24 protein-coding genes are annotated in these 20574 nt (G+C 37.1%); 1 reads left to right on the top strand and 23 read right to left on the bottom strand.

What is annotated here, in order from left to right; all coding sequences use genetic code 11:
- Positions 1–13 precede the first annotated feature (13 nt).
- Positions 14–241 carry a hypothetical protein gene (locus DWZ61_RS08395; protein WP_118538064.1) on the top strand — a complete coding sequence of 76 codons (228 nt, stop codon included), beginning with the start codon at positions 14–16 and terminating at the stop codon, positions 239–241.
- Here DWZ61_RS08395 and DWZ61_RS08390 read toward each other — a convergent pair.
- From DWZ61_RS08390 to DWZ61_RS08280, 23 genes are all read right to left on the bottom strand, one after another.
- Positions 238–510 carry a hypothetical protein gene (locus DWZ61_RS08390; RefSeq protein ID WP_118538063.1) on the bottom strand — a complete coding sequence of 91 codons (273 nt, stop codon included), beginning with the start codon at positions 508–510 and terminating at the stop codon, positions 238–240. The genes DWZ61_RS08395 and DWZ61_RS08390 overlap by 4 nt on opposite strands.
- 48 nt (positions 511–558) lie before the next feature.
- Positions 559–795, bottom strand: a complete 237-nt coding sequence (locus tag DWZ61_RS08385) for a hypothetical protein (RefSeq protein WP_182427036.1) — start codon at positions 793–795, stop codon at positions 559–561.
- Entirely contained in the window at positions 796–1308 is a 513-nt protein-coding gene (locus tag DWZ61_RS08380; protein WP_118538062.1) for a hypothetical protein, read from the bottom strand.
- Between the two features lie 98 nt (positions 1309–1406).
- Positions 1407–5519: a DNA polymerase III subunit alpha gene (gene dnaE, locus DWZ61_RS08375; protein WP_118538061.1), complete on the bottom strand. Its 4113-nt coding sequence runs from the start codon at positions 5517–5519 to the stop codon at positions 1407–1409.
- 78 nt (positions 5520–5597) lie between these two features.
- On the bottom strand, positions 5598–5813 hold the full coding sequence (locus tag DWZ61_RS08370) for a cold shock domain-containing protein (RefSeq protein ID WP_118538060.1): 216 nt from the start codon (positions 5811–5813) through the stop codon (positions 5598–5600).
- A 90-nt stretch (positions 5814–5903) separates the two neighbouring features.
- On the bottom strand, positions 5904–8078 hold the full coding sequence (locus DWZ61_RS08365; RefSeq protein ID WP_118538059.1) for an AAA family ATPase: 2175 nt from the start codon (positions 8076–8078) through the stop codon (positions 5904–5906).
- 340 nt (positions 8079–8418) lie between these two features.
- Complete coding sequence (locus DWZ61_RS08360) at positions 8419–8640, bottom strand: hypothetical protein (RefSeq protein WP_118538058.1); 222 nt, start codon at positions 8638–8640, stop codon at positions 8419–8421.
- Between the two features lie 487 nt (positions 8641–9127).
- Positions 9128–9754 carry a hypothetical protein gene (locus tag DWZ61_RS08355; RefSeq protein WP_118538057.1) on the bottom strand — a complete coding sequence of 209 codons (627 nt, stop codon included), beginning with the start codon at positions 9752–9754 and terminating at the stop codon, positions 9128–9130.
- Positions 9755–9772: 18 nt separating this feature from the next.
- Positions 9773–10486 carry an MBL fold metallo-hydrolase gene (locus DWZ61_RS08350; RefSeq protein ID WP_118538056.1) on the bottom strand — a complete coding sequence of 238 codons (714 nt, stop codon included), beginning with the start codon at positions 10484–10486 and terminating at the stop codon, positions 9773–9775.
- A 316-nt stretch (positions 10487–10802) separates the two neighbouring features.
- On the bottom strand, positions 10803–11375 hold the full coding sequence (locus DWZ61_RS08345) for a GNAT family N-acetyltransferase (protein WP_118538055.1): 573 nt from the start codon (positions 11373–11375) through the stop codon (positions 10803–10805).
- An 86-nt stretch (positions 11376–11461) separates the two neighbouring features.
- Positions 11462–11722 carry a hypothetical protein gene (locus tag DWZ61_RS08340; protein WP_118538054.1) on the bottom strand — a complete coding sequence of 87 codons (261 nt, stop codon included), beginning with the start codon at positions 11720–11722 and terminating at the stop codon, positions 11462–11464.
- Positions 11723–11733: 11 nt separating this feature from the next.
- Positions 11734–12354: a hypothetical protein gene (locus tag DWZ61_RS08335; RefSeq protein ID WP_118538053.1), complete on the bottom strand. Its 621-nt coding sequence runs from the start codon at positions 12352–12354 to the stop codon at positions 11734–11736.
- A gap of 67 nt (positions 12355–12421) precedes the next feature.
- Positions 12422–13117, bottom strand: coding sequence for a hypothetical protein (locus DWZ61_RS08330; protein ID WP_118538052.1), 696 nt, complete (start codon positions 13115–13117; stop codon positions 12422–12424).
- Between the two features lie 14 nt (positions 13118–13131).
- Positions 13132–13824, bottom strand: coding sequence for a hypothetical protein (locus DWZ61_RS08325; RefSeq protein ID WP_147354700.1), 693 nt, complete (start codon positions 13822–13824; stop codon positions 13132–13134).
- A gap of 5 nt (positions 13825–13829) precedes the next feature.
- Complete coding sequence (locus DWZ61_RS08320) at positions 13830–14246, bottom strand: hypothetical protein (protein ID WP_118538050.1); 417 nt, start codon at positions 14244–14246, stop codon at positions 13830–13832.
- Positions 14247–14307: 61 nt separating this feature from the next.
- The gene (locus DWZ61_RS08315) at positions 14308–14535 is read right to left on the bottom strand and encodes a hypothetical protein (protein ID WP_118538049.1); all 228 of its coding nucleotides are present in this window, start codon (positions 14533–14535) and stop codon (positions 14308–14310) included.
- A gap of 103 nt (positions 14536–14638) precedes the next feature.
- Complete coding sequence (locus DWZ61_RS08310) at positions 14639–15484, bottom strand: hypothetical protein (RefSeq protein WP_118538048.1); 846 nt, start codon at positions 15482–15484, stop codon at positions 14639–14641.
- Positions 15485–15503: 19 nt separating this feature from the next.
- Positions 15504–16508, bottom strand: coding sequence for a hypothetical protein (locus DWZ61_RS08305; RefSeq protein WP_118538047.1), 1005 nt, complete (start codon positions 16506–16508; stop codon positions 15504–15506).
- The gene (locus DWZ61_RS08300) at positions 16468–17685 is read right to left on the bottom strand and encodes an ATPase, T2SS/T4P/T4SS family (RefSeq protein WP_182427035.1); all 1218 of its coding nucleotides are present in this window, start codon (positions 17683–17685) and stop codon (positions 16468–16470) included. Before DWZ61_RS08300 ends, DWZ61_RS08305 begins: the two co-directional genes overlap by 41 nt.
- A gap of 14 nt (positions 17686–17699) precedes the next feature.
- Positions 17700–17939, bottom strand: a complete 240-nt coding sequence (locus DWZ61_RS08295) for a hypothetical protein (protein ID WP_118538045.1) — start codon at positions 17937–17939, stop codon at positions 17700–17702.
- Positions 17896–18978: a hypothetical protein gene (locus DWZ61_RS08290; RefSeq protein WP_118538044.1), complete on the bottom strand. Its 1083-nt coding sequence runs from the start codon at positions 18976–18978 to the stop codon at positions 17896–17898. The genes DWZ61_RS08295 and DWZ61_RS08290 overlap by 44 nt, the downstream gene beginning before the upstream one ends.
- A gap of 83 nt (positions 18979–19061) precedes the next feature.
- On the bottom strand, positions 19062–19502 hold the full coding sequence (locus DWZ61_RS08285; protein ID WP_118538043.1) for a PrgI family protein: 441 nt from the start codon (positions 19500–19502) through the stop codon (positions 19062–19064).
- 15 nt (positions 19503–19517) lie between these two features.
- Positions 19518–20573 carry a hypothetical protein gene (locus DWZ61_RS08280; protein ID WP_118538042.1) on the bottom strand — a complete coding sequence of 352 codons (1056 nt, stop codon included), beginning with the start codon at positions 20571–20573 and terminating at the stop codon, positions 19518–19520.
- Position 20574 lies beyond the last annotated feature (1 nt).

Raw genomic sequence — 20574 nt, 5'->3', positions numbered from 1 at the left:
TGGAGGTTAATTTATGAACTGCCCCGATGAAAGATTATATTTGCCGGGGGAAGAACATAAAATTCTTAAAATACATGTAACGGATGATAAAATGTTCGAAAAGTGTGCGAACAAACTAAAAGATAAAACGCATTTGCATATATCAGTAATAGGTGCAAATTGGATACCGTCAAATGATAATAATTGTCTGGCTGAGTGTGAAGTTGTATCTGTGGGAAAACAAATATGCAAAGGGGACTAATACGGTTTTTGCATAATTAAAAAATTATCCCTTTTTAAAATTTTTGCAATTTCAAGTGCTTGTTCCTCGGAGTAGCCATATCCTTCGAATTCTTCCATTAACGCCTCTGTATTTATCTCACGGCTTTCATATCCTAATATATAATGTATGATACGAAGTTGAGCAGTGGTTAGAGAATTTAATTTTTTTTTTACAAGCATAGGTATCCATTCGAGCAGTTCTTTTCGTTCTGTTTTCTCGTTTACTAAGTCAATTGATTTATTTTTCATCTCTTATTCCTTTCTGCGGGTGATACTCTATCACCCGCGAAAACTGTTTTAGATTAAAGTTCGAAGCCACTCCATCAATCCCTCATCATCATTCCATTGCGGCATCGCCGGAGTGCCTTTAATAGGATTTGCTTTTTCGAGAGCTTCCCGTTTGAGCATTGTATCTGCTCTCGCATATATTTCTGTTGTAGTGACACTACTGTGTCCAAGCAGATCACGAATATAGACTAAATTCACATTTGCTTGTAATATGTTGAGCTCTACATAAAAAAGTCTCTTTCCCATTTACTCCTCCAGTTTTACTCTTCTTCCGATAATTGTTTTGATATAGTTCATGGTATCTAACTCGTCCCCAGAAAGATCATCCATCGGCGTATTTAAAACCCAGTATAAAAACGCAAGATTCGTTTCCGAATTATCTTTCACGTAATCGTCGATATCCTGTTTTGTTGGAAAATATCCAGTAAGCTGAAAATCCATGCTCTGAACATTTTGCATAATTTTCATGTTCTTTTCGGGCGAGATCTTAAGCTGCCCTTTAACCGCTTTTCCAATCGGATTGTTATCTTCAAGGGAGTCTACGATTTTTACTTCCTGATACATAAATCGCCGCAATTCTTCGCGATAATCAGAATCTGTAGTATTGTAAAATGCGACCATAAGATCAAATAAGCCGTGTTTTTCGTCCAGTTTTGATTGAAAGCTCTCTCTTAATGGGAATTCGTAATCCTCAGGAATTTCAAACAATTCCGCTTTCTGATCCAAATCATCATATTCTGTAAAAGATATAGTCAGCATGCGTTTCTCCTTTCTTTATGCCTATAATTATTATGACAGAATTTGAAAATTAACGATTTTTCTGCACAGAAAAACAGGCGTCTTGCGACGCCTGTTAATTATAGAGCTGTGATCAAAGATCCAAGGATTGGATCATTTTTGATTTGGGGAACTACATGAAGCGAAGTCTCTCTTATTTCATTGAATAAGATGTCATGAAGAATCACATGATACTTCCCAACAGGAGAAACATACTGTGCCACACACTCCTTAAATAAATCATTCCAAATAGTAATATCCGGAATCTCAAGCATAAGATCCTTGCTTGCAGGAGCCATAGGCTTTACTTCGTATACAGAGATTTTAAGAACTGTCTCTTTATGTTCTTCCTCATTTGCATTGTCGTCATCACTATCAGTATTGTTATTGGAAACAGAGACTTCTTCTTCCATTACTTTACCTCTGATATTGACAACTCTGCCTTCACCAAGTAATTCTCCGAAAGAAGCATACGCTTTTGTAAAGCAGGCTACTTCAATAACACCGCTCTTGTCTTCCAAAGTGAAGAAAGACATATCAGCGTTATCGGATTTTCTCTGGCGGATTTTATAATCCTCAATAATTCCGCAGATGTTGACAACGTCGCCACCCTTAAGTTCAGAAATCATCTTGGCATTTATGGGGATTCTGTAGGCATCCATGGGATGTCCGGATAAAAATACCCCGATCAGCTTCTTCTCATTTTCCAGCTTCTGCATCATATCTTCATCAATATTCTCAGGAATTTCAATCTCAGAAATCTGAGCGTCAATTTCCTGATTCTTATTAACGATAGAATCGATCTTCGCCTGGATTTTTTCGATGGTTGGAAGCGTTTTATTTTTGTAGCCGACTGCTCTCAGCTTGCCAAATACATAATCTGCATCTACTGCTGATCCGTTCTTTTCGTTCTCAATCTCTTTCAGAACATTGAGAATAACGGTCTGCTTTTCGATATCAGAATCGTTCTTTGACTTGCCGCCAGCGCATTCTTCCATTTCCTCAAAAGCCATCATAAGAGCTTTGCGGTTTTTGCAGAAACAGTCAAACGCACCTGCATTAATCAAACCTTCGCTTACATTCTTTTTGAAGTGGCCTCTTCTGTAGTAATCGTGGAAACTACTGAAAGCAGCTTCCTTTCTTGCAGCCATGATAGGTTCCACTGCGCCAATACCCTTAATAGAAGTCATTCCAAAATAGATTTTTTCGTCAACGATACTGAATTTAGCCCCAGATCTGTTGATATCTACGGGTTTTACTTCAATACCCATTGACTTGCACTCTGCAATTAAAGCAACCAATTGTTTTTCGCTCGCCCAGCTTAATGCTACGGTCATGAATTCAATCGGATAATAATACTTTAACCAACAAAGTATATATGTTACCCGCGCGTATGCTGCTGCGTGGGATTTGTTGAAAGCGTACTTTGCAAAGTCAACCATGTCGTCGAAAATCTGTTCAGCGACCTCTGCAGGAATGCCGTTAGCGACACATCCTTTGATTCCGCTTTCAGGATCTCCGTTGACGAAGATAGGTTTTTCTGCAAGGAATACTGCTTCCTTTTTCTTACTCATGGCACGACGCACCAGGTCAGCTCGCCCGAAGGAATATCCTGCCAGATCACGGAAGATCTGCTGTACCTGCTCCTGATAAATCAAGGAACCATAGGTATCTTTCAGGATATGCTCGAGCATCGGATGTCTGTATTCGGGAGCCTTACCATGTTTAACTGCAATCATAGAAGGAATGGAATCCATGGGGCCGGGTCTGTATGCTGCCAGTAATAATACCAGGTCGGCAAATTTATCGGTTCCCAGTTTCTTTTCTACGTCCTTCATACCGGCAGATTCAAGCTGGAAAATCGCGTTGGTCTTTCCGGATGCGCAAATTGCCTTGATAACTTCTGTCTCTTCCTTGATGTCTGTCTGAGGATTGATCTTGCGGCCGGTTCTCTTATAGATAAGACGTAACATCTCGGTAATGATATTGAGGTTTTTTAGTCCAAGGTAGTCCATCTTTAACAAGCCAGCTTCTTCAGCCTCCACCATATCCATCTGGCACTTCCACTGTTTGTTAACGTCATCCCAGGAAAGAGGGACATATTCGTTAACATCGTCATTATCAGAAATAATAACGCCGGCAGCGTGCATACCATAATGGTTGTATGCTCCTTCAATTGATATGGCTCTTTTAATGATCTCATCAACCTTAGGATTCTTTTGGTTCATTTCCTCAAATACCGGAAGATATGTTGCAATATGCTCCTTGGGTTTTTGAGGAATTACATCTGCCAGAATATCTCCCAAAGTAACATATTCGTCTTCCTGACCCTTGGAAATGCCGATTGCCTTTGCCACATCCTTGATAGCGGACTTGGGAGCTGATTTTGCGTATGTGATAATTCTACATACAGCGTCCTCTCCGTACTTTTTGTAGGTATACACAACAACCACATCTCTGTAGCCGTTGGCATAGTCTGTATCAATATCAGGCATAGTTACTCTTTCTGGATTCAGATATCTTTCGAACAAAAGACCGTGTTCGATAGGATCCAGATCGGTAATACCAATACAATAACAAACAAGAGAACCTGCAGAAGAACCTCTTCCGGGGCCCACTGTCATACCTACGTAGGTCTGATCTGCTTCGACATACTCAACAATCTGCTCGAATGTCATGTTCCAGATATTCTCTTTCAGATAGTTGTATCTGTCTTCCGGCATCTTACCAAGTTTCTTGGTGAAGTTAACCAGATCCTGAACGATCAGATGATAATCTGAAACGCCCATTTTCTTAATTACACTAAGTTCGTACTCCAGACGCTCATCGTATTCCTTGGAAGGGAAACCACCGGGGAAACGCTTCTGAACACCCTCGTATGTCATCTTCTTTAAGAGTTCGAAGGAATCTACGCTCTTATCGAAGACGGGATAATGCTTTTCCTTACTGGGCTCATAATTGCACTGTTCAACAATCTTACCGACGTTTTCCATTGCAATCTTGGCTCTTTCGGGAGTTACAACCTGTCTGATGGCTTTATAAAGCTCTTCGTCATCTTTCAGGTACAATTCCTTATCGGAATCTTCTAAGGGTTCCATTTTCATGAAGCGTAAGGATCTTACGGTTTCTCTTCCCATGAGGTCTTCTTCGGAATTTGTCGCCATGTGTGCGTCGTTCGCAGCCACTACAGGGATATCAAGTTCCTGTGCAATGCGGTCGAGCTCCATCATAGCATCTTTCTCTTCGAACATTCCGTGAAACTGGAGTTCAATATAAAAGTTCTCTTTTCCGAAAATCTGCTGATATCTGAGAGCCTCGGAGCGCATCTTTGCGGCCAGAGCAGGTCTGTCGCAAATCTTCTCTCTCAACTCTTTCAATACAGTATATTTTTCGTTCAGAGCGTCGCCTTTGCCACTAAACTTATTTTTGCAAAGAGTAATCTGCTTGCAAATTGTGTTCTTTGTGGTTTTGAGCTGCGTTACTTCAGCCTTGGCTCTTTCAACAGCAGCTTCTTTTTCGGCAATTTCTGCAAGTACTTTCGCTTTCTCATCTTCAGGAAGCTTTTCTGCGGCTCTCTTCTCCTTTCCAAACTTCAAAAGAGTCAGGTGCTGAATTTCATCGATACGTTTCTCGAGGGCTGTTTTCTTTGCCTCATGACTTTCCAACAGATCCTTGTTTCTTTCGAACTCAGACAGCTGTTCAGCCAGTTTTTCAGCTTCTTTCTTATAAGCTTCGTTCTGAAGAATCAAACCAGCCAGAACGCCGTTTACACAGGCAGAAGTTGCGATTACATGTCCGTAACCCCTGGAACCAGGTCCGAAGCATGTTTTGATAATTTCTTCGTTTAACGCAGGAAAAAGCATAGTTCTTACTTTTTCGATTCGCTTGTTGGAAAGCTTCACCGCTTTCATCATTGCCTGATATCCAATCAAATCTTTTGCATAAATTATCAGATGAAGTCTTTTGTCATAAGAAAATTCCTTGACATAGTACTCACATCCAACTATAGGTTTGATTTCATTTTCAGCGGCTTCCTTCAGAAAAGAAGGAATACCCGTTAATACACCATGATCGGCAATAGCCACTGCAGGTGCTTCCATTTCTTTAGCTCTCTGACAAAGTCTTTTTACTGTCATAACGGAATCCTTTACTGAATTCTGTGTATGACAGTGTAAAAAACCATATTTTACCATTCTTTTTTCCTCCCGATTTCTAATTTCTATTAATATGAAAGAAAAGAAGGGTTAAAAAAAGAGAGCCTTTCGGCTCTCTTAAAGAAACGTTACATTTACCGCAAGCGGCAGCTCCGTTTCGTTGTTATTCTGAACGATATCAAAAGATACTCTGCTGTTGGCAGCCGGTATCATACGTATTTTGTTTGGCAAAAAACTTCGATATCGCACAAAATATTGTTCTCCGGTCTCTTCATCTTCAATGAATCCAAAACCCTTTTTGAGATTAAAAAATTTCAGTACACCCTTACGCATACAATTCTCCTCGTGTTCGGTATATTTTTCCTTCAATATTATTATGAAAGAAATCTTTTTTGAACACAGAGAATAAATATTGCGACACATTTATAATATTTTTTCTAATTTTTCCACAATTCCAGAATTTCTTTTCGGATGGATATCTGCGGTAATAAATCTTTCCAGCATGTTTTCGGAAGAAAGGATAATCACCTTATCAATCGCCCTTGTTACTGCTGTGTATAAAATTGATCTGCTTATCATAGACGGCGCAACATCCGACGGAAGGGCTATCACAATAATCTCTCCTTCGCTGCCCTGATATTTATGAACCGTGGTCGCATAAGCAAGCGCAATGTCTTCATAATGATCTTCGTGAATATGTACATTTGTATCGTCGTCTGCAGAAAGAATCATTTCTTCCGAGCAAAAATCATGAACGAGCCATAAATTGCCGTTAAAATACGATTCATCACCATACACATTTCTAACCGTCATAACTTTATCAGACCTATAAAAGCAATCTTCGCCATAGCAGATATGATCTTCGTCTGCGTTATGGAATATTTCCTGTGCCAGCAAATTTAGTCCCTGTACACCTATTGTACCCGATTGCTGAGGAGTTATAACATGTAATTTCTGGTAATTTACCGGATCATAAAGTGTTTCAAATATTCTTTTTGCTTCCATTCTTGCTTCTGAGTCGTTATGAAAACGTTTTATAATGAAATGACTATCCTGTTTAAGTTCGGTTTTACCTTCCAAAATCAAATCTCTGTTAATACAGATAGAGCTGTCTTTCTTCTGTCTATGTGTACTTGATAATTCGAAATAATGGAATTTGTCACTATTTACCAAATCATGTAGCAAAAATCCAGGCTCTACCGAAGGAAGTTGATTCCAGTCGCCCACAAAAAGAAGTTTTGTTTCGTCTCCTACTGCATTCAAAAAACTTTTAAAGAGATAAATGCCAACCATGGAAAATTCGTCGATAATAATAAAATCAGCGTCTATGGGGTTATTTTCGTTTCTCATAGGAAACGATTGTCCGTCTTCTATCCGGTATTCCATCAGCAGATGGATCGTAGACGAAGCCAGTCCGGTTGCTTCCTTGATTCTTTCTGCCGCACGGCCTGTCGGTGCGCAGACGGCGACACGCTTATCCGGATATTTCTTCTGATAACAGGCTACCAGATTCTTCAAAGTTGTTGTTTTTCCTGTGCCGGGACCACCGATCAGAAAACATGGTTCTGTATCTTTAAGCAAACAAAAAGCTTCTTTTTGCGAATCATCCAGATAACTTCCGTCTGTATTCAGGTAATCATCAATTTCCCTGTCGTTCAACATGGTCCGCGATTTTCTCTTAAGTCTCGCAAGACCTCCGGCTATTTCACTTTCGGCGTCCCATGATTTGCGGGAATAAAATCTGGGTTGTCCTGTTGTAGTATCAAGATAGCCAGCTTTACTTGATAAAATCTCAAAAAGAACCAGTCCATCGGGAGCCTGTTCATCAAAACAGGATATTCTTTTTTCAATTTTTCGGTACATTGGAAGAATTTCTTTTGCTGAACAATAACTGTTTCCTGTTGTCGCCAGGTAATAAAATGCCTGATTTACGATACTCCTGATTCTATCCGGATCACAGAAAGTGAACCCATTATCTCTTGCGTAAGCATCAATATTTTCAAAAGGGATTTCTGCGCGCTTCATGGACAAATACGGATTTTCTTTGATTTCTGTACGGACATTTCTTTCATACATTTTTCTCAATCGATTGATCTGTGTGAAAGAAATTCCATAAGGAGATAACTCTTTCAACAGATCCATTTCGATCAAAGATCCTTCTGCTTTCTTTACGAAAGCAACCGCTTTTTTATGAGAAAATCCCTTGATTTGTTCTATGTGCCCAACGGCCTTATCTGACTGCAAAAGCTGATCGATGGTCATATTATTGATTTTAAGATAAGCAATAACCCTATCTGCACAGGCGCTTCCCATTCCAGGCTCTAAATGCGCCATAACGAAAGACTTCGCTAAAATATCGTTATTGATATTCAAACTAATGGAATCAACAATAAATAGGGGTTCTTTTTTATCTCCGGATAATTCTTTATGGCCGGTGATTGTTAATGGCGTTTTGGGCGCATAATTCGGAATGACTCCGCGGCAGTTATAGAAATTTTCGCCGTCTTCGTCATATTTTAGTCCCTTGAACTGAAAGAATGTATAACCTGACTTGATATTGCGAAATAAAGTTTTTTGGTATACACCGTCTATGGTCATGAGTCTGCCTCCCTATCTTTGGATATTATTATTATGACAGATTTGGCGGCTCTATGGAAAGTTCTGCACAGAAAAAGATGCCCGCTATTCTTCCAATGTCATTAAGTTAAGCTCTTTTAAGCAAAAAAGTAACCCTCCCAGAACTCTACAAAAGAGAAAAGGGAGGGTTGTTTTTATCCGATTTGTGCTATCAAAAAGATTACAAAGGTGATACTTCCAATGCCCGATATAACAATGATGAGTTTATCCAGTATACATCCGAGTGTTTCTGGTATTCAATGCGATTTGAAGATAGTCACATAGAACGGGAAAAATCATTATGTTTGCTCGATTTAATATATTATTCTATCCTCCTCGATTTGAGCATCATCATATGCTTCTTGCTCCGATGCAAAACATCCAAAATCATGATAACATTTAAAAATTTCTCCCGATGCGTCGTTTTTGCTATATACGCCATTGGGTATTGACAAACCCAATCAACAACGGTACACTTTTCTGCCTGTTTTGTATTTCTATTAGCATAATAAAAAGTTTCTCCTCTTTTAAATAAAGGTTTCATATTTTATCTTTCTTCCTTATATATTATAAAATCTAGTCTTTTTTTATAAACTTAATCCAAATACAATACGTACATTTTGACAATTGGTATCGACTGAAAGCATAAAAGGAATAATTTCAGTATAAAAGTCACAAGCAATTTCCGAATGCTTGCAATCTTCTTATTTATATATGTCAAAAAATTTCGCAAAAATAAGCAAAAATAGAAATATTTATACCTCAAAATAGTATACTCCCTTATCCCAGTCAAAATTTTGTATTTCCTCTAACGATAAGTATGACGTAAAAGTTAAATCTTCTAACCAAAATGCAGTTTCTTTATCAACATCTGAAGGTAAACCCTTGCATTCACAAATGAAACCCGTAGCTAATGCTGCAGGTTACTTTTTATTTCCAATATCTCTCCCGTTTTGTCAATAAATCCAGCAGCCGAAAAGGAATCGGACGAATGTTGTCCAACCGTAATTTTATTTTCATCTTTTTTCTTTTTAAAAGAGTCTTCCAGTCATATCTATTAATAAATCATAATTTCTTGGACGAGTGTTTATTTGATATTCTTTAATATCAGACAACAATTCTGATGCTTCAGAAATATGTAAATTACATATTCCTGCTAACTCCGTATTTATAATTGTTTGAAAAGTATCTTCGACAAGTAGGCATTCTTTTAAATTTATACCATCTCTTTCAGCAATATATTTTATAACGTCAACCTTCATGTCGGCTGATGATACTAATATAATATCTTCTGTGTTTATTTCTGGATAATTATTCTTTATAAATCTTTTTTTGCTATTATAGGAAAAAGAATTTGTATCAGCCGTTAAACCAAAACATCTTTTACAGATACCTCGATTATTGTGCATTTTATTTACTAATTCTTTCATGATTTTAGGCGCTATGCAATATTCATAAGGGTGTTGACTGAAGATATCATATTTAAGCCATTCTTCATCAGAAAAGCCACTTACTATTTTTCCTGTTAAGAAGTTTTTATATCTGGGTATTGAAAGTACCCCATCTATATCAAAAAATACATATTTTATTTTCGCTATTTCCAATAGCCTTGCGTCTCTTATATATGTTTTTTCTTCTAATTTCATATTCTCTTCCATACGTTGATATTCTCCTTTTTAAATTTCCGATACATAAAAATCATCTTTGACAATAATATTTTGATGAACATTTTCTATAAGTTCACGCCTTGTTGTATCCAATAAATGAGTACAAAATATTTTTTTATTGTATTTATTGGATAAATAGATTAAATCATTAATTCCCATATGACACATATCTCCTGTTTTTGATGAGGAATCTGCTATGATCACAGTAGATTTTTTAAAAATAGTTTCAATACCTTCACATAGTCCCGAATCTCCTGTTACCCCTAATTTATTATCAATAATATAACCTAACGCCGGCTTTTCTTCTCCATGTAACATTAGATAGGATTTAATATTGTATTCATTTATTTTAAATTCATTTTCTAGTATTTCTATAAAATGAATATTAAAAAATCTTTCAATTTCAGCGCCATTCTCAAAATTATATGAATCAAATAAATCCTTGATTTTGGATTTTGTACCAATTGGCCCAATTATATTTATTGGTGTATTTCTCTTTTTGTAGTTAAATATATATTTAAGAAAAAAAGGAATGTCTGCTGTATGATCTCCATGCATGTGAGTTATTAATATAATATCAATATTTTCTACAGGCAATCTTTTTTTTAACATTTGCTTAACTGTCCCATTTGGCATATCTACAATAATTTTATTATCAATCAACGTACATGCACTGTTATAGGCAGTATACATTGCACCAGTTCCTATTAAATTTATTTGCATATTTATAGTTTTCCTTTCTTTTATAAATTTATCTATAATTCTACAGTTAGAACCGATAATAACTTCATTATTTCTACCACTAACATAAAATCCGCAATCTTCAAATGAAGAATGTTCGCCAACAACTAAAGAATTACATCTATCCTCAAAGCACACTTTAGTGTGTTTTTAAGTTCACTTTTCAACAGAGATTGAACATTGGATGCATCACATGTTGATGATAATAAATATTTGTCACATTTAATATGTTGTATATTATTAACATCCATCTTATTTGTTATTACAGAGTTTATACAATCCATAATTAAGCACCTTCCTAATCAATAAAATTGATATTGTTATCAAACGTATTTTTAATGATAAATTTCATCAACATATTTCTTGTCATGCACGAATATCTTTTCTTCAAATCATGTTCGGTAATAATTCTTTCTTTTGAAGAAGATAAAAATTCATACTCAACATCAGAATCTTCTATAAAACAGCCTGTTTCATAGAAGCCATTTCTTAAATAAAAATCTTTTCTACGTGTTTTTATATCCTCTGTTTCCACAGATGGTCTTTCAATGCATAGAAGAATAGTTGTATCAGCTTGCCAGAGAATTAAATCTCTTAACACAAGACTTCCAAAGCCTTTATTTCTGTATTTCTTATCTATCGCCACATACATAAGATAGACTATATCATCATAGAAAATAAGAAACCTTATCCCTATAATTTTATCTGTATCGTGGTCAATAATTGCGTCAAGGCGGACATTATTTTCCTTATTACACTGTTTCAAAATCCAAAAAGGAAACTTTTCACTTTTGGGAAACGAAGTTTCATATATTTCTTTTATCTGAGATTGACCTTGACTATCACAGGCAGAATAATTTTTATATCTCATACATATTCCTTTCCAAAAACACCCCTCCCTTTTCGTTTTAAGAAAAAGAGAAGGGTGTAATTTATATCTTAACTTAATGACATTGGCTATTCTTCGGCATCTTCATCCAACTCTTCTACATCGTTTTCGTCATCTTCATCAAGTTCTTCGGGATCTTCCCTCCAAAACAAAAGATTTTCTTTTCTATATAATCTTGTGGCTTTGTATATTATCACGAGGATAAATATAATAAGCACTAATCCATTTCCCCAATAAAAAGTTCCGTTTATTAGCTGAAAAATACAATTAATGAGGGCTACAATTGCCATAACAACATAAAACCAGATTGATACTTTATTTCGTTTCACGCTTTTTCCTCCTAAATGAAAAATATTAAAAATGAAGCCACAATATACGGTGTCATCGCAACAGGGCGCTTTAGATTACCACGTTTATTGATATTCTTTTTGACTCCCTGCACAATGGCCAAAAAGATAAGCATTATTCCCATGTGCCACATATATTCTTCTATTTCTGCGTTATGAAGCATGAGAAATGCGGCGCATTCGCAAAACAAAAAAGCATCCGCCTGGCCATACATAAACTGGAATATCCCTAATTGCAATGCGGCGAAAAATAGGAACGGTATATAATTGCTCGGGAACCCAACATATCCTATAAAAAGGATCATAGAAGCCAAATTTATAAAATGAAACAGATCATATACTTCCTGATACTTCATATCCATTTCAACCATTACAATCGTGTTCGCAAAGAATATAGCTTCCATGATGCTCGTAAACCATGAATGTTCTATATGCATTTTTAATGGTAACGGCAAAATATAATGCAATATAGCCAGAAGAAATATGATGAATGTTTCAATTACTATTTCTTTATTTGATTCCTCGATTTTTTCTTTGCCTATCTTATTACTATATTGTAAGATGATTTTTCTTGCAAAAATAAAAACCATCATAAAAATAATGACATTTAGCATAACTTACTCCTCACTATTATTATGAAAGTTTTTTATTTAAAAAGGGAGCTTTTCAGCTCCCTTTCCGTTAATCCACATGTTTTACATAATAAATGGTTCCTTCAGCAACAGCCTTATAATACTCATCTACGGAAGCATTTTCAAACAGCAGGTTTACTCTTTCGCAAACCGATGTTTCATCACCATTTTTAATCTCTGTACCGGCAGAGTCAAATGCCTGCAATACATAAATATCAGAATACAAAAGATCTTCATCAGAATGGTCGATTCCGTCTTCTTTTCTGTTTGCGATGATATAAATGTCCACCGTATCCCCCGGCCTTATAGTACCGCTTACGATCTGGGAAAGATCAGCCGAACCTGTACCGACGGATCTGGGCTCCTTCATGGCCGCAACTTTTTCATCAATATTCTTCAACATATTTATGCTCATTGCGGTGCCGGTGCTGATCGTAAATTCCGGGGCAAATCCATAAAGCTGCTCTTCTTCGGTTACGGCATTCTCCGGGAAAATTCCCTTATCGATTTCCTTTTTGGTAAAATAAGTAGGTACATTATCTTCCGAAAATACGACATTTTTGGGAATTTCGGTGCTGGCAACGAGAATTTCTGCCTTTTCATAGTTGGACAATGCCTGTTTTTCCATGTGAATCATAGCGAAAAACAAAACTACTCCGACGATCAGTGCCATAAGAAACGCTATCGGCAAAATACTTTTGTTTTTCTTTTCAGCCCTTACTTTCTTTTCCTTTTTCTTTAACATTTGCTTTTCCTCCATTATAATACTTTATCCACAGAAAATAATTTTTTCTGCCTAATAACGCCTTTTATTTGTCCATGTAACGTTTTGATTGGGATTTCGAGTTCCACATATATTGATGTTTGATCTATCGTTTCGTCAAGGTCGCTTTCGTAATACGATATATGATAGTCTTCAATGTAATCCGGCGTAGAAGCAACGATTGCATCGCTCTTCCACGTCCCATCTTTATATACGCATTTGACAATTTCGGCACCTTTTTCTTCCGCCAAAACAATTGGCTGCAATTTCGGATCATCCGAAGGGACTACTTTAGCGGGAGTTCCATTAAATACATTGTATATTCGATATTCAATTACCCTCGCCTTATCGCCAATTAACCTATCTCCAAAATCAACGGCATCTATATCGATTGCATCATCGACAAACTTATTGATCCCTAGGTTAGCCTTCATGCAATTTTCAAAAATACGGAGACTATCATATTTGTTGATATATAACTTTTCTTCAGACGAATACGTGTCCTGATCCACCAGTGTAGCTGCAAGTCCGGAAGAAACAATGGTATCGTCTATATTGTTTTTCAATACCTTCGTATATTTCATAGAGACGCCGATCACCACTAACACTATGCTGTAAAATACAAGCATTGTCGCACGGATCAATTCTGCGTTGCCTTTTCTTTTTCGTGATAAAAATTTACGTAGCATATCTATCACCTTGCCTTCGAAATGGATTCGCGATAGATCCTGATGTGATGCGTTCCGCCGAGGATTCGGCTGCCTATCGTTCCAATGTCAGTTGATTGCGCGTCGTACTCTACCAAAATGGATACAGGGTTGCCATAATCTGCCTTCCCAGCTGCGCCACTGTTTATGATGATATCTGTGCCTGTGACCTTAAAGCCTCTGTTATTTAAATCCTCAACCACAGTATCTCTGTTAAGTTCACCTGTGGTTTCAAGTTTCAAAATCTCCGCTCTAGCAATCTGATCAATATTGTCTCTATAATTAGAAATTGCAAACGTATTGATGACGAAAACCAGTAATGTGGCTTCAAGCAAAAAGGTTATGATCGAGGCAACGAACTGATCCATGGAACCGCTTCTTTTATTACTTAATATCTTTTTCACGGCGTTCCTCCTTATCCAAAAAAGACCGCATACACGGCCTTTTTTATTTTTGCTTTCTGCCTTACAGAGAAAGGATGTTGGAAAGCGAATTTGTTGCCTTCTCCAATAACTGATTCATGGAATTGGACATTGAGTTCTTGAACAGAATTGCAATAGCAACACCGATTACAACAAGGGCGATTGCGATCATCAGACCATCGATGCCTTTTCTCTTACGAGTAAGCATCTGACGCACCTTGCCGGTTCCATTAATTATAGCTGCATTTGAAAAATCTAAAATTTTTTTCATGTTAATTCTCCTTTATTAGAAAAAGATTTATTTTCTTTACACCATTATTATGACAGAACTTTGTTAATAACGCAGAATTTTTTAACTTCCGTCATTTTGACGTTTAAAACAGTGATCCAATGGACAAGGATCCTAAGGAAATTACGATAATGAAAAACATAATTGCGCCAAACTCCACAATGGAACTAAAAGTCAGCGCCCTATCCAGTTCCTGTTTCTTTCTCATGAGGGCAGCACTTTGGAAAGATTTGAGCTGTTCAGAAATATCTCCCAAAAGCTCCACTGCTTCTCCAGAGTCCAATGCCTGAATAATAGCTACACACAGCGAATCAATGTAACTGTTGGAAAATTTATTCTGAAAGTTTGTGATAACCTTCTTTGCGTCGGAGGTCATCATCATTTCTCCAGACATTTCCATTAGTGCAACCTTAAGTCTTTTGCTTCTGTTTACGAGCGCATAATCCTCGCACAGGGCATTGATAATATAAACACCGCCTTTGATCTGTACAGAAAGAGCATCGTAAATGATCTGCAAATCCGAAGTAATTTTATTATTATCACTATTATTCTGGATATTGACTAATAAATCCAACAATACATAGCCAAGCACAAAACCCAGTATCGTTACCGCCGGATGGAATTGAGCTGTAAGGGCAGCAGCCGCTGCGCCCATGCAAATCTTAACACCGGTGTAGACTAATGGATCAGCCAGACTCGGGTGTCTAAAAGCAAACCCATTGCTAATCAATTTCTTCTGAATCTGATCATAATCAAAAATTCCTATCTTTTTCTTTTCCTGCAACTCGCCACGGATACGTTCGTATTGCTTTGCGATGGCTTGTCCGGGATGATAGGAAAATGCAATTATCAGAATAATTCCACCGCCAAACAAAGCAATGATAAGCGGCAGGATTTTGTACTGCGCAATTAAATTTAACGTTTCATTCATTTTCAATACCTCTCGCAATTTAGGATTTATTGACTGTGTAGATTTTCCAGAACATAGCCAGGAAACAAATAGCTTCAATAATAAGAGCGATCCGACCTATCAGAGAACCAAAAAGCTCAGCCCAAATATCAATGCCGAGTAACTGGCCCATAAAATAAACGCAGCCAATCAACGCAAGCGCCATAACAAACATATTCACCATGCCATCGGAAGCTAGTGCTTTTCTTTCCTGTTTTGAACTCATATAATTTTGCAAAATCTGTCTGTTGCTTTTTACTACCGTCGTAAAGTCAGCATCGTAATTGATTGCAATTTCGACGTTTTTGATAATTTCATGAAACTGTGGATGCTCGATTTTGGCAGCCATATTATTTAAAGCTTCCTCTGGCTTACCGGATGTTCTGGCTTCCTCATAACATTCTATCAAAACGGTTCTTAATGGATCGTTCATGAATCTTGCAACTTTTCTGAAAGTGGCTGTTACTTCCTGTGCTGTTAAGCTGTAGCTTCCGAGCATGTTCAAAAACTGAATCAGATCCTTATCGACTTTCTGATAATTACTCATACTCAGCATCATTTCACAGAATATCAGTAGTCCTGCTGCTACTATCCCAAGGATAACGTTCAATGAAAAATCCTTAATGAATATCAATGAAACAAGAAATACAAACAATCCAAACATGATGATGATTGCCAGCCATAATTCCGGAGTCAAAAAGGTAAAAATCTTATCTATTCGGCTGTATGTATATAGTTTTATCCATTTTTCCCAGAACCCGTCTTTTTTCAGCAGCTTTTTTCCACCTTTATTGAGCATCATATTTTTATAAATCATATCGTTGTAGGTATCCTGCAATGTATTTGATATGATACTCGTTTTTCTCAGGTAATAAAACAAAATCACAAATGCCACAACAATGAAGACAAAAGTTCCGATTTTGAATATTAGGTTCTCATGTGTGATGGAAAGCGAGTCCAAAAAATCAGTACTTAATTTCCCCAGCGTTGTTTTTATCGTATCCATTTACAAAACCTCCATTTTCCCATATTGCTTCATATTCCAGTTCTCCCTTGTCGCGGTTATACCCCTTAACAGCATAAACCTGACAAACCCTATAATTTTTCATAAAGATAATGGTTTTAAAGCAATCCATCATTCGAAGCAGTTCATCTTTTGAATATTTGCTGTCGATAAGTGAATAGTCGATCAATTTATCCAACGCCTTCGGAGCGGAAGGCGCATGGATTGTAGCGGCACACAACTGACCGGTATAAGCTGCATTTAACAAATATCTTGCCTCTTCGCCCTTAATCTCACCGATGATAAAGAAGTCAACATCCATGGTAAGTCCGGCGATACTGATGTTTTTCAAATCATATTTAACTTTACTCTCTTCGGAATTAGGCAAAGAATGCATAAACATCATATCCGGATGTGTTTTTGTGGTTAATTCATCCGCCTGCTGTGCGATTAGAACTGAAACATCGTGGGAAATTTCCTCTTTTAGAGCGTTCAGTATAGTTGTTTTTCCGGAAGAGTTACCGCCGCACACAAGGGTTGATCCATTTGTGAATCTGGAAACCAGAACATCAGCTAATTCCTGGGACAGCATCGGTTCATCCATATTCACTAGTTTATCAATGGTTGGGAAATTCTTTGCAACTTTTCTGATAACCAGATACGGTTCGTCGAACGTATTTACCAAAGGTATGGAAATAGTAAAACGCAAAATATAATCCGGATTACTCTCATCATCTGTAAAACGTTGAATTGCGTTCAGATTTGATAAGCTGACCTGATTTCTGGTTGCAACGAAATCAACAAATCTCGCGTATTCTTCTTTTGAAGAAAAACTAATACCGGCGTCCTCTCTATGTCCCTTTCTTTTGATGCGGATCTGATTGTAACCGGTGACGCGAATGTCCGACACCTGCGGATCATTGATTAAATCCGTCAGAATGGAATATCCGAACACATAATTTTCGAACATTTTTAACGTCTTTTCTACGATTTCCGAGGTAACATCATACATTTCGAAAGCGTAGTTTTTAACGCTTTCCATGAAATCTTCCTTGGTGATTTCATTATTTTTAACACTCAGCAAGTCCGCCTGCTTAAGCTTGGAATAATCTTCGATCAATTCCTGAAGCAACTCTTTTTCATCTGCTATCTGATGAGTTATTGAATTATTCTTTTTCATTTTTGCATACTCCTTTATATTTTCATTCCAGCATAAATCAGCAAAGCGCCGACGGCAGCACATATAGCAATAAATATCAGCAGGGTAATAATTCCTTTTGCTACCTTCCTGCCCGTTTGCACGATTGTATCCGGCTCATATATAATCACAGGAGAGCCGTCAAAATCTTCTCCGTATTCACGCAGCTTTTTTTCGTCTTCGGCTTTCTTATTATTCCGGATTTCCTCCTCCAGATAATCCTTGTAAAGTTTCATCTGTCATTTCCTCCTGTACTTTTTCTTTTACGGAAAAACTTTCCATTTCACCAGTCAGATTGTTTTTAACGGACACAGACAGGACATGATCCTTATATTCAATAATGCTCTGGAAATTTCCTGCTGCCTGCACCCACTCCGGATTTACTGATTCGAGATGCTTGAATATAGAATTATCGACCTTGGTGTAATAAAGGCCATAAGTTTCCTCTTCTGTTATTTCTTCCTCGGAAACTTCTCCGGTTTTTGAACCATTATCGGCATTAACAATTCCTTCATAAACTTTTTGGATATCTGTATCCTCGGCGTTCTGCTCTGCATAAAATTCCTTGGCCATGTTTTCAGTGACATCAGGTAAAACTGTATGATAATATTCTGAAATCTTACCGTTATTATCATATTTTACATACAGTCTTTCTTTTTCGTTTTGCAACGCAAAAGTTTTGTCACCGAGATCTGCGAATTCATATAATTCCTCTTCATAATTCTGACCCTTGAAATCTTCGCTTACAGAAGTTGACATCTGAAGCCAGTCATGGGAGGCATCATAAATGCAATCCACATTTTTTTCTTTATATACATTAGTCCAGGAACGCCATGATTTATCATGATAAGTTAAGCCAAATGTATAATGATTTACGCCAACCTCGCTCAAAGAAGCCAATGTATACCCTGCTTCCGACAACATAGTAGACATTGTCTCCTGTAAGTTCGATACATCTACCCCACTTTGAAACAACTGCGTGTATCCGAGTAAACTCGAATTCATAGGAATAAACTTTAGATAATGGAATTCTTCATTGTTCCAATAATCGTCAGGTTGTCCCTGAACGATTGTGTAATTATGTTTATCGAGAATTGAAGTTGTATTCATTACATCTGTCTGTATTTTTGCCAGTCTGGAAAAAGCGCCTTGCCAGTCGTTTGGAGCAACAACCAGTACATCCATCGCTTCATCCTGCTGTTTGTTTTGTCCGCAGCCACACAATGCGGCGGTGAGTAATGAAACACATGTAAAAAGTAAGATTTTGCTTTTCATAATAACCTCCTGTTCTTCCTCTATAATTATTATGAATGATTTCATCAAAAAACAGGGATGCTTTTTGCAACCCTGTTTTTCTGCTATTTATAACCTTTTAGCCATATTTTTTCTTCTTCGGTTAATTTGGATTTTTTTATTTTTTTAACTTTTTCTGTTTCCATCTGATGATAAATCTTTAACTCATCTTCCGCGAGAATATCGTTGATATTCCATGTCATTTCATAACAAAACGGACGATTTCTGGGGTTCAGAAAATTCTCAGCAAAAACGGATTTCAGCCATTTTTCGAACGGCAATCCTCCAAAAATACTTAAGGAAGATCCAAATCCAAAGAGCAAAAACGGAACAGCTGGAAGATATAATAACAAAGAAATATAAGTCCCGAATAACGCTCTCTGTATTGCTCTCGAAGCAAAAATTGAAGCCACGGCCAAAATGGAAAAAATAGCTTGTCTAAGCGTAAGAGGTCCGATATCTTTTACCTGATATTCACGAATATCTTTATTAATGTATACCTGCATATCTATTTCTCCTCCTTAAGACAGAAAATCATTCAAAATAGTTTTTGACGCACTGAGCATACCGACGGCCGCAAAATTATATAAAGCTACATTAAGTAATCCGCTCAGATTTGTCATGGCTCCATCAACTATCCCTTTGGAACCGCCATCCAGTATTGATGCATACATATTGCTTGCTGAAAGCGTGCCGGCAATCTGAACAACCAACAACATCACAAATCCGTACAAACAAATTCCAAAGAACTTTTTTATGTATGATAAACCTCTCGAATGTGGGCCAGACATTACAACGTCAGGAATTGCAATACATAAAATTCCGCCTCGAATGATTAATTCGATCTTTCTGCTTGCCGCATGAAGTAATATCATGAGATTCGGAATGGTATTTGCTCCTTTCAAAATAATTGAGTAAATATACAAAGAAAGAGCTTTGGTGAATTTTTTACCTTGTCCATTTGCAAAATAATCAGCTACAGCGTTTACATAATCAGCTCCGCCTTCTCCTTTTGTGGTAGCGATAGGATTACTGAGGAAATAATCAATAAAAGTATTTCCCAGTTGCATCGCAAAAACAATTATCGTAGGCCCAAAATAAATAAGAGCATCAGCGCAGACAAATCTCATTATTGTTGTAATCCAATATTTTATATCAAGATCCCTTACTTTTCCCTGCATATCCTGTACAATGGTCAAAAGAAAATAAAACAACAACATACAGTATCCAATTGGAGAAAGGTAATCCCAGATTTGAGCAATCAAATTCTTCTCAAGGTTAGTAACTATGATGGCATCGCGCGGTACACTCAAGCCGCCAGCGTTCATAATATAAGCTTCGGCAACGGTTTTTTGGAAACCATCTTTCATCCCTTCATACCACGCCTTACCATCTGCAACGGCGTCGCCCAAGGAATTAAAAAGATCCTGAATACTATTAATAGCTTTTCCCCATTCTTTTACCGTTGTTGTAGTTTCTTCCATACCGGCTTCTTCAGGGGTTTTCGCAAATGTGATCATTGAGCAACCTAAAATCATTATGATTGCGAGTGCTAGTCCTAATAATCGTTTTCTCATA

The sequence above is a fragment of the Clostridium sp. AF34-10BH genome, assembly GCF_003478095.1.
Lineage (GTDB): Bacteria > Bacillota > Clostridia > Lachnospirales > Lachnospiraceae > Acetatifactor > Acetatifactor acetigignens.
The sequence above is the reverse complement of the archived record's forward strand: the minus strand, read 5'-3'. Positions and strand labels throughout refer to the sequence as shown.